Here is a 14,520-nt window from a genome sequence, read left to right as displayed (position 1 = left end):
GCGATTCAAGAAGCCCTCCGGAAGAAGATATCGTGAACCCGTGGCCAGACGGGGAGACGGGGGAAAAGCGACCACGTCGGACCGGCAGCGACGCCCAAGGCGGGCCGATCAAGTGCTTGAGGCTGATGGTGCCGAAGCGGCGGTGCATCCACCGAGCTTTGCCCCCGCTGGCGACCTAGAGAAGCTTGGCGAGCAATTCGTCGTTGGTCTTGTGTTTCCGCAGGGCCGCGATGAGCGTTTCCATGGCCTCGACGGGGTTGAGATCCACCATCATGCGGCGCAGCTTGCGGACGGCCTCGATTTGGTGTTTGGGAAAGAGTTTTTCCTCCTTGCGGGTGCCACTGCGCGGAATGTCGATGGCAGGGAACAGCCGGCGGTCGGCCAGTTTTCGGTCCAGCACCAGTTCCATGTTTCCGGTGCCTTTGAACTCCTGGAAGATGAGTTCGTCCATGCGAGATCCGGTCTCCACCAGTGCGGTGGCGATGATGGTGAGGGAGCCGCCGCCCTCGATTTTACGCGCCGACGCGAACATTTTGCGGGGAATCTCGAGGGCGCGGGCGTCCACACCGCCGGTCATGGTACGACCGCTTCCGCCGTGGACGCTGTTGTAGGCACGGGCCACACGGGTGAGCGAGTCCAACAGGACGAACACATCCTTGCCGCATTCGACCATGCGCCGGCACCGTTCGATCATGAAGCGCGACAGCCGGACATGCGTTTCGAGGTCCTGGTCGTTGGAGGAGGCGACCACCTCGGCTTTGACCGAACGCTGGAAATCGGTCACCTCCTCGGGACGTTCGTCGATCAACAGCACCAGAACGTACACCTCCGGATGATTCGTGGTGATGGCGTTGGCGATTTGCTTCAGCACCGTGGTCTTGCCGCTGCGGGGTGGCGCCACGATCAAGCCCCGGGTGCCCTTGCCGATCGGCGTGACCAGGTCAATGACCCGCGTTTCGATCATGTCCGGGGTTGTTTCCAGCTTGAATTTCTCGATCGGGTCGATGGTGGTCAGGTTTTCGAACCGCACCAGCTTCAGGTATTCCTGAAACGGCAGGTCATTGACCTTTTCGACGGCCTTCAGTTGCGGGCTGCTGCCACGATGCGGCGGCTGCAGGGGGCCCGCCACCAGACACCCTTCGCGCAGGAAATGGCGCTTGATGGTATCCGGAGTCACAAAGATGTCGGTGGGCTTGGGTTGGAAGTGGTTCTGGGGCGAACGGAGAAACCCAAACCCTTTTTCCGAGATTTCCAAATAGCCGGAACCGTAGCCCGGCGTGTTGCCGCTGTTGTTGTTGCTCATAACGAGACTGATGGTGTCACAGGTCCGGAAAACTGAACCCCGACCCCGGGGATGCAGCGCCTTGGAGCGCTCTGGGAATTTGCTGAGCCGAAGGGCGGTTGCCGGGCAACCGCTGCGGCCAACAAGACCTACGACGCCTTTACTATGCGATGTGAAGCCGCCCTTGTGCAACAGAAAAAAAAGCGGTCCGCGGCCGCAAAGGGGGCGTTTCAAGGATCGAGCGCCGGATGGAAGATCCCGAGGACATGCCAGTTCCCCGTCGGCTTTCCCGTGCCGCGGCTGCCCTGCGTTCCGCCGAACGTTCGGCGGATGTCCGAAAAGCTGAAATGCGCCCGGCCGGGAAGGTGCCCCCCTCGCGGGCCCCGGCCCGCATGGTATTCCGTCCGGGTCGTGTGCCGGGGCCAAGAACCCATGAGCCTGCGGAACGGCGTGAGGGGACTTGAGCCGCCTCCGAATCCGGGTCAACGTCACAACATCGCTCGAGCCGCGGCGACCATGCCCATGACCGGCAGCGATCCCGCCGGGGCCGCCGTTGGCTCGCAACAAGTCGGTTGCGGGACATTCCATGAAAACAAAGGCCTGGCGACGCTCGCACTCCGTCGGAAGCGCCTGGTGGAGCGTGGGGTGGATGCTCGCCCATCTTTCGGCTTTGGAGGGGGCCGAACTTCACGTGGGCCCCGGCCATGCGTGGGCGGATCCTGCGGCGGCGCTGGCGGAGGCGCGGGCGGGCGATGTGATTGTGGTCCATCCCCAGCCGGGAAACGCGCCTTATCCGCGGGTGGCGTTGCGCGTGCGTCAACCGGGCATCGTGCTGTGTGCGGCATCACAAGCGGCCGGCCCGATTCCCTTGAGCGGCGAGGGAGCGGACCTTTCGGGGCGCGGAGTGCATCCGCGGGCCATTGTGCAGTTCGATCCCGACGCCGACGGGGCGCGGTTGGAAGGGTTCGAATTGTACGGTGCCACGAATGAAACCGGTAACGCCGCCGGCGTGCGTATCACCGGGGCCCGCAATCTCGTGGTTCGGAACTGCGTGATCCGCGACAACGACATGGGAGTGATGTCCGACGGGGCGGGCAGGTCGGGCGGTGCCGGCGGTTTGGTTCTGGAGGGGTGCCGGATCTATCGGAACGGCAGTCCGGCGCACGGCGGCTACAGTCACAACCTTTACCTGGGCGGGGAGAGTGTCACCCTGCAAGGATGCGTGATTCACTCAAGTCGGGTGGGACATAATCTGAAGAGCCGTGCGCATGAGACGCGGGTCCTGGGTTGTTACCTCTACGGCGCGGCGGAGCGCGAGTTGGACCTGGTGGATGCAGCAGGCTGGACGACGCGGCCCGGAAGTCATGCATGGGTCGTGGGGTGCGTGATCGTGAAGGCCGATCCGACCCGGGGGAATCGGGCCGTGGCGCACTTCGGTCAGGACGGGCGTCACGATCACACGGGCACGTTGTGGCTGGTGCACAATACCATTGTGACGCCGCACGTGGCGCCGGTGGTGGAACTGTCCGCGCCGGGGACCTCTGCGTGGCTGGAGGGCAACGTGGTGTGGGACGGGGGACGCAGGCGCCCGGGACAGCGATTGGTGGAAGTGCGCAGCGGCGCCGAGGCAGAGCGGGTCCGCGGCCGGTGCAACTGGCTGGCAGCGGGCTATCGCGGCGACCCGCCACCCCGGTTGGAACAGACACAATGGGGCGCGCCCGACCAAGAGCTGCCCTGGACGGATCCGGCCCGAGGCGACTATCACTTGCAGGTCCCGGTAACGGGTATCACCGATGGCGGGGCCGAGCCGGCGGCGTTGCGGCAACGCGTCCCCGGTCTGGTGCTGTATGAATTCACGCCACCCGCGGGGTGGCGGATACGACCGGAGCTGGGCCCGCTGGATCTGGGTGCATTCGAGGGCACCTCCGCGCGATCCACCAATCCTGTTTCTCAGCAGTGAGAGAGGCGGCTGAAGCGTTCCCGCGCAGGGCGAGCCGCTCCGGCAGTACGTGGCAAATGCGCTGCAGCCCATGGAAGCATGGCTGGCTCCCCTCAGACCTCCTTCACGACACCCCAGTACACGTCCAGCCGTTTGGTCAGGAAAATCTTGATGGCCCTCAGAAGGGTTTTGGCTTCGTGTTCGCGCCCCTTGGCGATGATCTGTTGGAGCGTCATGCCGGACTTCACCGGGAAGGCGCTTTGGGCGATGATCGGTCCCTCGTCGAGGTGCATGGTGACGAAATGGGCTGAGACCCCCACGATTTTGACGCCGCGCTCGTAGGCCTGACGGTAGGCCTGGGGACCGGGAAAGCTGGGCAGAAGCGAGGGGTGGATGTTGATGATCTTGTTCTTGTACCGCCACACGAAGTTGGGCGAGAGAATCTTCATGAACCGGGCCAGGACGATGAAATCGCACTCGTACTGGTCCAGCACTTGCAGCGCCCGGGTCTCGGCCTGGTTGCGATCTTCCCACGGGATATGCACGAACGGCAACTGGTGAGCGCGGGCGATCGGCTCGAGGTCAGGCCGATTCCCGATGACCACCACGGGCTCGGCCCGCGGCAGTTGGCGGGCGCGCCAGGCTCGGAGGATCGCTTCCAGGCAATGAGGTTCCCGGGTCACCATGATCCCCATGCGCTGGGTGCGGTGGGGCTCGGTGAACCGGATCGTAACCTCCATTTCCAGCTCGCGTCCGAGCCGGACGAGGCCGTCGCGCACCGCCGTTTCATCGAGTTTGCGCGGGCTCCAGGAAGCCTGCAGGGTCATGCTGAACTGGCCGCGCGTCACTTGTTCTTCGAGAGCCTCGATGTTGGCGCCCTGGGCAAAAAGGAAGCTTGTGATGCGGGCAACCACACCGGTCTTGTCCTTGCCGATGACGGTGACGGTGGCGAAGCGTTTCATGGCCCAGCACTTCACCAGAGGCGCAAGCCGCTCGCAAATCCTTTTCGCAGCGGCGGTTTTCCAAGGAGGCAACGCGCCCGCAGAGAGGCGGGCCGAACTGACGCTCCGGAAGCCGCTCCCCGTCCCCATGGCGGACTCATTCCCGGACAGGCTGGCGGGCACGGTAAAGTTCGAGCAGTTGGCGATTGCGCTCGACCAGGTTTGTCTGGCCCAGTTCGGCAGCACGGGCGATGGCTTTTTCGGCAGTGGCCACTGCCTCGGCGAAGCGGCCGGCTTCTGCATAAGCGGCGGCCAAGGTTCCGAGCAGCAAGGGAACCTGATGGTCCGTCAACCGACACGCTCGTTCCGCCAGCTGGACCGCCAGAGCCCCGTCCCGGTGAGAGGCATCGGGATCGGTGGCCAACATCCAGGCCAGGTTGTTCAGGACTTCGACATCGTCCGGGTGCGTCGCCAGGGCCTTGCGGTAGTGATCCCGAGCGCCTGCGCGGTCGCCCCGGGCCACGCAGAGATGACCCATGTGGGCATGCGCCAACCCGTGATCCGGCTGCGCTGTGAGCACCTGCTCGAGATGCCGGGTGGCGGGTTCCAGTTGCCCCTGCCGGAGGCGAAGGATGCCGAGGCGGAGGTGGATTTCGAGGGCGTCCCGGGAAAGCGCCAGAGCCTGTTCGTAGGTCTGACAAGCCGCCTCCAGGTCCCCGCGGAGGGCCAGCGCGCCGCCCAGGCCCTGGAGGGCGGAGGACAAATCCGGCTTGAGCCGGAGCAGTTCGCGATAGTTGCGGATGGCCTCGTCCAGTTTGCCGGCCTGATGCTGCGCGCGGGCGAGGACGAACCGCGCCCCGAGGTGAAGCGGCCATAACTCCACGGCGCGTGCGGCCGCTGTCTCTGCAGCCGCCCATTCGCCGCGCTCGAGGTGGACCGCGGCCAGGCCGTGCCACGCATCCGGGTAGGTGGGATCGGAACGCAGCGCCAGTTCAAAAGCCTGTCGGGCCGCGTCCAACCGGCCCTGGCGGAGATGCACGTTGGCCAGGGTGTTGAGGGCCTCCGGGTAATCGGGTCGGATGGCCAGCGCCCGTTCACAGGCCTCTCGGGCGGCCTCCAGTTGTCCCTCCCGCAGGAGTTCCGTGGCCAGTTGCGTCTGTGCCACAAAGTTGTCGGGATTCACGCGCAGAGTGTGTTCGGCAAGCGTCCGGGTGTTTCGCCAGGCCCACAGTTGTTCACGAGTCAGTCCGAGGCTGGTCGTCAGGACGGCTGCCGCCAGGGCCACCCGAACTCTGCGCCAGAGACAATTCGTGGGCCACAGGTGGCCAAGCGACCAAACGATCGCCCAGAAAAGGCCCACATGGGGAAGATACGTGTAGCGATCCGCGATGGATTGTCGGCCGACCTGAACCAATCCCAGCACGGGAACCAGTGTCCCCAAAAACCACAGCCATCCCACCAGCCCCCAAGGCCATCGGCGTCGCTGGAACCAGGCGGCCGCAGTCACGGCCGCGACGACTCCCACGCCCACCCAAACAGACGGATCCGCCCAGTCTCTCGGCTCATAGGGGTAGAAAGGTGCGAGGTTCGACGGCCAGAACGTCTTCTGCAGATAGGCGGCGTAGGCCGCAAAGGCGTGGGCAACCCGGGCCTCCACGGGCAGGGCTTCCAGGGGAACCGTAGCCCCGCCCCGGGTTTGGGCAATGAGCGTAACCAGAGAGCCGGCTGCGGAGAGGGCGAAAAACGGCACTTTTTCCAGCATCAAGCGGCGCCACGACTCCGGCGCACAAGAGAAAGCCGCGCCGGAAGGCTCGATCGCCGGCGGAGAGACGGGCATGCGGCGAAGCGGCCAATAGTCGAGCAACAAGAACAAACAGGGCACGGTGACCAGCATGGGCTTGCTCATCAACCCCAGGGCCAGCAGGAGCCAGCTCAGGGCGTACCACCGCCGGGCGCGGGCCGGAGCGGCCAGAGGAATGCCCCGGGCGCGCGCATACGCACTGTAAGCCCACACCGAACCGAGTCCGAACCCCATGCTCAACACGTCTTTCCGTTCGGCGATCCAGGCGACGGATTCCACGCGCAGCGGATGCCAGGCGAACAACGCGGCCACGACCCACGCCCATGTCCACCGGCCGGTCACCCACGCCAGCCAACCGAACAAGAGCACGGCAGCCAGCCCGTGCAGGCCCACATTGACCCGGTGATGCGCGCCGGGACGCAGACCGAACAGGTGACAATCCAGCATGTGCGAAAGCCAGGTCACGGGATGCCAATTGCTGGAGTGGACGGCTGTGAAGGACCACCGCAGCCCCTCCCAGGTAAGGCCCGCCTGAACACGTGGGTTTGCCGAGACGTAGTCGGGATCGTCGTAGTTGACGAAATCAAAACTGCCCACCGGGCTGTAGGTGGCCCACGTCAGGAGAAAGAGCAACAGCCCGGCCGCTGCGGCCGAAAAGACCCGGGCACGGGTGACTGGGACCGCTGAATCCGCATGCATGCGTTCACGTTGGGCGCGCGCGGTCGAGGACGGCAAGTCTTCACCTGCCCGAGAAACACCAGGGCCATCCGGGGGAAGCTTCTCCGGGGTGCCGGGGCGGTTGCGGCGGGTCCTCAGGCGCCGGGTCGGCTGCTGAGTACGATCTGCAGGGTCGTGTTGCCCCCGGGCGGCAGGGTGAGAGCGTTGTCGGCGACGTTGCCGGACTCGACGCAGACCATCTGCAGGTATTCGTCGTCGCCGAAGTCGGACATCTCCTTGGCCCTGGAGCTCCCCGGATTCCAGACGACCGTGCTGGCCGAGCCGGTCTTGTCGATGCGGAGGGTCCGTCCCAGGACAGGGTCGTGCACCTCGACCGGTCGCGCGGTGTCCAAGTAGATCCGGTCCACTTCGCCCTCGATGCGCAACGAGTCGCCGGCGTCGCGGCTGCGGCGCAGCCCGGCCGTGGCGTCGAGATAGTCGGTGCCCTGCAGTCCGGTGATCCAGATCTGACGCACGTCGCCCACCCACAGGTAGGTATGCAGACAAAGTTCGAACCGGAAGGGACGATCGGATTGGTTGGTGACGCTGACTTCGGCGGTGAGGGTGTCCCGAATGACCAGTTCATATTCGACGGCGCAGGCGGCGCAGTCGGGTCGGTTTTCGCAATCGGGCATGCGCAAACGCAGGCGCAACGAGCCGTCCAGACCCGTGGCCAGCTCGCTCAGGGCCCAGTCGCACAAGCGCGCAAACCCGTGTCGGTAGGGCCGCCCCTCGGGCTTCCCGAACCAGGGGAATACGATGGGGATGCCCCCGCGGATGGGCGCGCCGGGTTCAAACCGGCTGCACTGGCTGGTGAACAGCAGCGGGGGTTCACCGTGCTTTTGAAAGTGAGTGACCTGCGCGCCGTGCAAATACAGTTCCGCCGTGCTCCAGCGGGTCTGGAGCTCGAGCATGGGAAGTTCCCCGCGACCGTTGAGGAAGGCGACGTGATTGGCCAGGGCTGGCGTGGAGGCATTCATAAACCGTACGGCGCAATCCTACCTTCGGACCCCGCACAGGACACGTCAAAACTGCCGGCCGGCTGCGCGAAGGCAGGCCGACCTTGCCAGATTGCGGGCCGGCCACGCACGATGGCCACGTGAGCGGATTGGCGATGCACCGGTGGCGGCCGCGGGGACCGGCTTTCCTCTTGGTGGGGCTGCTGACAGCCGGGTTCGTGGGCTGGATCCTTGCGACGCGATGGGACCCTGCCCTCCCGTACTTGCCGGCCTGGGAAGGTCAGGGTTGGTGGGTCCCGCCACGCACGGCGTCCGCCGAAATGCACCGGCAAGAGGTTCGGTGGACGTGCTTTCGCGCGCGGTTCGAGTTGGACCAACGACCGGATGGACCCGTTCTCCTGGAGGTCGCCGCGTTTCGACAAGCCGCGGTCTGGGTCAATGAGCAGCCTGTGCCGGAGCTCCGTGTGGACCCGACGGATTGGAAGCGGCGCCGTGCCGCTGACGTGGCGCCCCGACTGCGGCCCGGGTCGAACGAAGTCGGGATCTGGGTGACGAACATGCTCGGTCCACCCGCATTGTGGGCCAAGTGGGAGTCACCGGTCCCGGCTGCGCTGCCAAAGCTGCATTGGGAGGTGATCTCGGCCGGCGCGGAGCCCCAACCTGCTCGGGCCGCCCACATCCCTTTGCCCGTGGCAAAGGGGAGCTACCTGGATGGACAGGTCCCGTTGCCCCATCTGCTGCGGGCGGCCTGGAAGGCGTGGATGGGAATGGCCGTTGGCAGCGGCCTGTTGGCCGCCGTGGGGTTCCTTGCCGGACGATTTTTGGAGGAACGCCTGAAACAAGCATGGCACCGGCTCCTGCCGGCAATGGTCCTGGGGGGGAGCGCGGTCGTGTGGCTGGGCCTTTTTGTCAACAACCTGCCGCAGTTGCCCCGCATTTACGGGTTCGACGCCGAAGGCCATGAGCAATACATCCGGCTGGTTCAGGAGGAAGGGCGCCTGCCCCTGGCAGACGAGGGCTGGCAGATGTATCAGCCGCCCCTGTACTACGTCCTGGCAGCCGCGTTGCTGGAGCTCTGCGGCTTGACAGTAGCGGAAGACACCGCGGTGGCGGTGTTGCGGGGGTTCAACGGGCTGCTCGGCTGGCTGCACGTTGCCGCCGTTTTCTGGCTTTTGCGTCTGTTGTTTCCCCAAGAAGGTTGGAAGGCGGCCGTGGGTGCGCTCCTGGTCAGTGCTCTGCCGGCTCACCTGTTGCTGTCCCATTATGTGACCAACGAACCCCTGGCCGCGCTGGGGGTGACGGTCGCCCTGGCCCTGGCGCTGAAAGCGGCACGAAGTCCCCGACCCGTCGGGCCGGCCATCGGTGCGGGTGTGGCCCTGGGTCTGAGTCTGCTCACGAAGTTCTCCACGCTGCTGGCCGTGCCGATCGTGTTGGGGCTCCTGTGGCAGGGAGAACCGCACGCAGGAAAAAGCGCGCGCGTCGGTGGCGGTCTGCCCGCTGCCGGGGCGCTTCGGGTGCTGTCGGCGGCCCTGACTGCAGCCCTGGTGTGCGGTTGGCACTACCTCCGGGTCTGGTGGCACTTTGGAAAACCGCTGGTCGGGAACTGGGACCTCGAGGCCTGGGCGCACTGGTGGCAGGACCCGGGCTACCGCACGGCATGGGATTACCTGAGATTCGGTGGGGTGTTTGTCGAACCCTGGTTCATCGGCTTTCGGAGTTTTTGGGACGGCCTGTACGCCACCTTATGGGGAGACGGGCTGGCCAGCAGCGCGGCCTGGATGGCGTTTCGACCGCCGTGGAATGAATCGTGGATGGCGGTGACATGGTGGCTGTCGGCGGTGTGGACGGTGTCGCTGGTTGTGGGGGCGGGCGTGTTGGCCTGGCGATGGGTGCGGCATGGCGATGAGGCCGGGTGGGTGGGGCCCGGACTGTTGGCGCTGTTTTTGTGGGGCCTGCTTTACATGTCGGTGCGCGTGCCCTCCTACGCGCAGGTCAAGGCCTTTTATGCCCTGCCCGCGCTCGCGGGCCTGGCCGTGGCCGTCGTGACGGGATGGGAAAGGTTGGCAGGCACGTCGAGGATCCGACATGGGCTGCTGACGACGCTGCTCTTGGTCTGGTGCGGGTCCAGTTGGAGCGCGTTTTTCGTCCGGGCTTCCCATCCGCAGACAATGGTGGTCCAGGGCATTTGGGCGTTGGATCAGGGAGACGTGGCTGCCGCGGCGCGCCGGTACGGCGCGGCCCTGGCGGTTTCGCCCCGCTGGCCGCCCCTGGCCGACGCCCTGGCCCAGGCAGTGCGTGTGCGGCCCCGGGAACCGATCTTCCGCGACCTGTACGCCACGTGTCTGGAAGCGCACGGGCAGTGGCGGGAAGCGGTGGACCAGCGCCGTGCCGCGCTCGCAAACGCCACGGATCGGCCGGAGTTGTTGAACAACCTTGCATGGCTGTTGGCCACGGTTCCGGTGGAAGAACTGCGGCAACCGGCGGAGGCGGTGGCGCTGGCCCGGCAGGCCTGTGAACTGACCCGGTGGGCCGAGCCGCAGTTTCTGGGAACACTGGCCGCGGCCCTGGCGGCGGCAGACCGGTTTGCGGAGGCGGTGCAAACGGCGGAAGAGGCCATTCGTTTGGCGCGGGAGCAGAATCGAAGTGATCTGGTGACGTTCAACCAAAACTTGCTGGAGTTGTACCGATCCGGCCGATCCTATCGCATGCCTGCGCCCTGACGCCGCGCGGCTTCACGGTCTGCCATCGAAGACAGCCTGCTGCGACAGGGTCCGAACGTTGACGTCCAACGCACGTTTGACCCCGACGCCAAAGCCCCCTTACACTCGCCCCATCGTCTATGAAGATTCTGGTCTGTGACCCTATCGCGCCCAAGGGCATCGAATTGTTACGGGCGCGACCGGAGTTTCGGGTGGAAGTCCTGTCACGACGCCATTCCGAAGACGAGCTCCTGCCCCTGGTCCGGGACGCGGTGGCCCTGGTGGTACGGTCGGAAACGAAGGTCACGCGGCGGGTGCTCGAGGCCGCGTCGGCCCTGCGGGTGATCGGCCGGGCGGGCGTGGGAGTGGACAACGTGGATGTGGAGGCGGCCACCCAGCGCGGCGTGGTGGTGATGAACACGCCCGGTGGCAACACGATTTCCACCGCCGAACTGACCTGGGCCATGCTCCTGGCGCTGGCCCGCAAGTTGCCCCAGGCGCACGCCTCCATGGTGGCCGGGCAATGGGATCGCAAACAGTTCACCGGCATCGAGCTGGCCGGCAAGAAGCTCGGCATCCTGGGTCTGGGCCGCATCGGAAGTGAAGTGGCCAAACGGGCCCTGGCCTTTGGGATGGAGGTGCTGGGCTATGATCCGTTCCTGACGGACCCGCGGGTGCGCAATCTCGGGGTCAAACTGGTGCAAGAGGTGGACGAGGTGTACCGGGCGGCGGATTTCATTACAGTGCACATGCCGGTGACCGAACTGACGCGCGGCATGCTGAACGCCAGCGCCTTCTCCCGGATGAAACCCGGCGTCCGCATCGTCAATTGTGCGCGCGGGGAGATCATCGTGGAGGCCGACCTGTTGGCGGCCCTCGACAGCGGTCAGGTGGCGGGAGCCGCGCTGGACGTGTTCGCGGTGGAACCGTTGCCGGCGGATCATCCGTTCCGCAAGCACCCCGCGTTGATTCTGACCCCGCACCTCGGCGCCAGCACGAAGGAAGCCCAGGAGAAGTGCGGGGTGGAGGTGGCCGAAGTCATTGCCGCCTACCTGCTGACGGGCGAGGTTCGAAATGCGGTGAACCTCCCCTACCTGGACGCCCAGACCTACGAGCAGGTCAAGCCCTACCTGGTGCTGGGGGAAAAGTTGGGCAAGCTCCTGGGCCAGCTGGTGCCGGGTCCGGCCGACCGATTGCACATCACCTACGGCGGCAAGGCGCGCGAGCTGCCCAATGTCGATCCCATCACCCGCGCGATCCTGCTCGGGTTCCTGGCGCGGGCGGGCGTGAAGGATCTGAACAACGTCAACGTCCGCAGCATCGCCTCCACGCTGGGCCTCACGGTGGAGGAAAAGCGATCCCACGAGCCCGTTACGTACAACGAGTGGCTCCATGTGCAGGTGTTCCAGGGCGAACAGAAACTGGTCTCGGCCGGGGGCACGTTTTTCGGATCGCCGCAGAATCCGCGCATCGTGCGGCTCTACAGCATGCCGGTGGAAATCCCGATTGCCGGGCATATTCTGCTGTTGACCAACAAGGACCGGCCCGGCATGGTCGGGCACATCGGGACCCTGATGGGTCGTCATGGAGTCAACATTGCCAGCATGAGCTTGCATCGGGACGAGGCCGGGGGCCGTGCCCTGACGGTCCTGCACCTGGATAGCGAGCCGCCGGCCACGGTGTTGGAAGAACTGGAACGAGATCCGGATATCAGCAACGTCCGCCTGGTTCATCTGTGAGCCTCCGGCGGGCAGCCCTTTGTTCATGAAGCAACCTGAACCTCGCCACACGATTCGATTCACTCTCACCACGGTGTTGCTGGCCGGCCTGGCCTGGGCCCAGACCAATCCCACCCCCACCAGTGCGGTGGCCGCGATGACCGAGCTGTTCGGAGATCAGGTCATCGCGCGCGGCAAGAGCTTCGAAATCAAGCGCAGCCAGTTGGACGCCGCCCTGCTCAGTTTCAAGGCCACCATGGCCGCGCGGGGCCAAGTGATCCCGCCCGCTGCCAACCTCCAGGTCGAACGCGAGTTGCTCCAGCAATTGATCCGCATCCAGATGCTGGTCGGCCGGGCCACGCCGGAGGATCGTGCCCAGGGACGGGCCAACGGCGAAAAACGCTTCGCCCAGGTCAAGGAGCGCGCCGGATCCGAGGAGAACCTCCTCCGCCAACTCAAGTCGGTCGGCATCTCCCCGGACCAGTTGCGGGAGCGATTGATCGAGGAGGCCATTGCCGAGGCGGTCATCATCCGGGAAGTGAAGGTCCAGGTCACCGACGAAGACGTGCGCAAGTTCTACGAGGAGAACCCGGCCCAGTTCGAGCAGCCCGAGATGGTGCGCGTCAGTCACATCCTGCTGCGCACAGTGGACGCCGCCACCCGCGAGCCGTTGGCGGAGGAGGTGCGGCAGGCCAAACGCAAACAGATCGAGGAGCTCCTGGCGCGCGCACGGGCGGGCGAGGATTTTGCCGCCCTGGCACGCCAATACTCGGAGGATCCCGGCTCCAAGGACCGCGGGGGCGAATACACCTTTCCCCGCGGCCAGATGGTCCCCGAATTCGAGACCGCAGCGTTCAGCTTGAAGCCCGGCGAGATCAGCGACGTGGTGACCAGCCCGTTCGGCTACCACATCCTCAAGCTCCATGAGCGCCTGCCGGCGCGTCGCATTCCGCTGGCCGAGGTTCAGGACCGCGTGCGCGAGTACCTGACCACGCAAGCCATTCAAAAGGCGCTGCCCGACTACGTGCGCAAGATCCGGGCCGAGGAAACCGTGGAGGTGCTGGTGGAGGATTTGAAGCCGGTGGAACTGGCAGACCTGCCCGTGGAAACGAACGCGCCAGCGCCTCCCAGGGCTCGTCGCTGAGCTGCCCTGCCCGCCCGCCGGGGTGACCTGTGCGGCACGAGAAACCCGAGTCGTCTCGCTCCGGCGTCAGGGCTCCAACAACTCTCTCTGCCAGCGCATCAAACGGGGGGCGTGCGTCTCCCAATCCCGCGCCAGATCCAGCAACACGCTGCGCGGAGCGATCAGGGAGGGCTCCAGGCCCAGCTCCTGCGCACGCGCGTTCCGACGGGCCTCCAACGCTTCGAACCGCTGCAGCTCTGCCTCCGTCAGGCGCCGCCCCGTCCCGCGGCGCAGCTCGGGCCACTGGTCCGGCGGAAGAGCCAACCCGCGGGCAATGGCCTGCTGCAGGGAGGCGCGACGACGCGGGGACAATCGCGGCGGTAGCAGGGGATCCACCGGCTGGGAATCCACCGCCGCGGCGGCGATCTGGCTGAGGGTTTCGTGCGGCAGTATGAAAAAAGGCGGGCGATTGGCCTCTCGGGCCTCGGCCTCGCGCCAGTGCCAGAGCTCCCGCAACACCGCCAGGCCGCGCCGACCGAGCCGGTGACTGCCCTTGACCCGCCAGACCTGATCCGGGTCCGGCGCCGTGTCGCACGCGCACTCGGTGATGAGTCGCTGACAGAACTCCTCGTGCCAGCTCAACCGGCCACGCCGGATCAGCTCGGCGCGAAGTCGATCGGCCAGCGGCTTCAGAAACCGCGTGTCGTTCCGCGCGTAGGCTTCCATGCGCGGGGTCAAAGGTCGGCGGGCCCAATCGGCCTTCTGCATTGCTTTGTCCAACCGCACGCCGAGAAATTTCTCCAGGAGCGCACCCAGGCTGAAATTGCGCTCGCCGAGCAGCCGCGCGGCCAGCATGGTGTCGAAAATGCATCGGGGCACGAAACGGCTGTGCCGCCACAACAGGCGCAGGTCGTAATCGGCGCCATGGAGAATCAGGTCGTGGTCGGCCAGGACGTTCAATAGCGGCCGCAGGTCCAGCCCGGCCAGCGGATCCACAAGCCGGTCTCCGCTGGGGGTGCTGATCTGCAACAGGCACAGCTTCTCGGGATACGCATGCAGGCTGTCCGCTTCGGTGTCCACCGCCACCCAGGGAGCTGCACGCAGGACGGGAAGAAAAGCCTCCAGTGCTTCCGGCGTGTCAATCACGCGGCGCAATATGGGCAAAGGCGGCGCTTCTGCCAAGACCCGGCCCGATACGGCGGGCGCGGGTCGCCAAAAACCCCCGCTGCAACCGTTGGGCCGGGAATGTGGTTCCCCTGGCCGGGGTCGCGATCCCCGGCGCGTTCCCAGCCCGCACTTGCATTTGAGCCCGAGGGCTCGCATGCTGCCAGCAGAGGGACC

At 65.9% G+C, this 14,520-nt stretch carries 9 protein-coding genes; 4 read left to right on the top strand and 5 right to left on the bottom strand.

All coding sequences use genetic code 11. The features are described from left to right. Positions 1–175 precede the first annotated feature (175 nt). On the bottom strand, positions 176–1,360 hold the full coding sequence (gene rho / locus ACPDIT_RS13250) for a transcription termination factor Rho (RefSeq protein ID WP_423444425.1): 1,185 nt from the start codon (positions 1,358–1,360) through the stop codon (positions 176–178). A gap of 508 nt (positions 1,361–1,868) precedes the next feature. Between rho and ACPDIT_RS13245 the strand changes: the two genes are divergently transcribed. Next, entirely contained in the window at positions 1,869–3,242 is a 1,374-nt protein-coding gene (locus ACPDIT_RS13245) for a right-handed parallel beta-helix repeat-containing protein (protein WP_423444224.1), read from the top strand. A 92-nt stretch (positions 3,243–3,334) separates the two neighbouring features. Here the strand turns inward: ACPDIT_RS13245 and ACPDIT_RS13240 are convergent, their stop codons facing one another. From ACPDIT_RS13240 to ACPDIT_RS13230, 3 genes are all read right to left on the bottom strand, one after another. After that, positions 3,335–4,183 carry a formyltetrahydrofolate deformylase gene (locus ACPDIT_RS13240; protein ID WP_423444222.1) on the bottom strand — a complete coding sequence of 283 codons (849 nt, stop codon included), beginning with the start codon at positions 4,181–4,183 and terminating at the stop codon, positions 3,335–3,337. A gap of 136 nt (positions 4,184–4,319) precedes the next feature. After that, on the bottom strand, positions 4,320–6,662 hold the full coding sequence (locus ACPDIT_RS13235) for a tetratricopeptide repeat protein (RefSeq protein WP_423444220.1): 2,343 nt from the start codon (positions 6,660–6,662) through the stop codon (positions 4,320–4,322). 113 nt (positions 6,663–6,775) lie between these two features. Beyond that, positions 6,776–7,660, bottom strand: coding sequence for a D-hexose-6-phosphate mutarotase (locus tag ACPDIT_RS13230; protein WP_423444218.1), 885 nt, complete (start codon positions 7,658–7,660; stop codon positions 6,776–6,778). Between the two features lie 119 nt (positions 7,661–7,779). Here ACPDIT_RS13230 and ACPDIT_RS13225 point away from each other — a divergent pair, with 119 nt between their 5' ends. The 3 genes from ACPDIT_RS13225 (at position 7,780) to ACPDIT_RS13215 (ending at position 13,200) form a co-directional block, all read left to right on the top strand. Next, positions 7,780–10,359, top strand: a complete 2,580-nt coding sequence (locus tag ACPDIT_RS13225; protein WP_423444216.1) for a hypothetical protein — start codon at positions 7,780–7,782, stop codon at positions 10,357–10,359. 119 nt (positions 10,360–10,478) lie between these two features. Continuing rightward, the gene (gene serA / locus ACPDIT_RS13220) at positions 10,479–12,077 is read left to right on the top strand and encodes a phosphoglycerate dehydrogenase (RefSeq protein ID WP_423444214.1); all 1,599 of its coding nucleotides are present in this window, start codon (positions 10,479–10,481) and stop codon (positions 12,075–12,077) included. 25 nt (positions 12,078–12,102) lie between these two features. Beyond that, entirely contained in the window at positions 12,103–13,200 is a 1,098-nt protein-coding gene (locus ACPDIT_RS13215) for a peptidylprolyl isomerase (RefSeq protein WP_423444212.1), read from the top strand. A 66-nt stretch (positions 13,201–13,266) separates the two neighbouring features. On the opposite strand, the gene ACPDIT_RS13210 is transcribed toward ACPDIT_RS13215, so the two are convergent. Beyond that, positions 13,267–14,343 (bottom strand): ribonuclease D, encoded by a 1,077-nt coding sequence (locus tag ACPDIT_RS13210; protein WP_423444210.1) that lies wholly within the window; start codon positions 14,341–14,343, stop codon positions 13,267–13,269. Positions 14,344–14,520 lie beyond the last annotated feature (177 nt).

Origin of the sequence: Limisphaera sp. VF-2 (genome assembly GCF_049537125.1) — a bacterium.
GTDB lineage: Bacteria > Verrucomicrobiota > Verrucomicrobiia > Limisphaerales > Limisphaeraceae > Limisphaera.
The sequence above is the reverse complement of the archived record's forward strand: the minus strand, read 5'-3'. Positions and strand labels throughout refer to the sequence as shown.

Bases quoted from the DNA above. Each gene is read 5' to 3' on its own strand.
- ACPDIT_RS13245 (WP_423444224.1), top strand. From the start codon at position 1,869: ATGAAAACAAAGGCCTGGCGACGCTCGCACTCCGTCGGAAGCGCCTGG.
- ACPDIT_RS13240 (WP_423444222.1), bottom strand. From the start codon at position 4,183: ATGAAACGCTTCGCCACCGTCACCGTCATCGGCAAGGACAAGACCGGT.
- ACPDIT_RS13235 (WP_423444220.1), bottom strand. From the start codon at position 6,662: ATGCATGCGGATTCAGCGGTCCCAGTCACCCGTGCCCGGGTCTTTTCG.
- ACPDIT_RS13230 (WP_423444218.1), bottom strand. From the start codon at position 7,660: ATGAATGCCTCCACGCCAGCCCTGGCCAATCACGTCGCCTTCCTCAAC.
- serA (WP_423444214.1), top strand. From the start codon at position 10,479: ATGAAGATTCTGGTCTGTGACCCTATCGCGCCCAAGGGCATCGAATTG.
- ACPDIT_RS13215 (WP_423444212.1), top strand. From the start codon at position 12,103: ATGAAGCAACCTGAACCTCGCCACACGATTCGATTCACTCTCACCACG.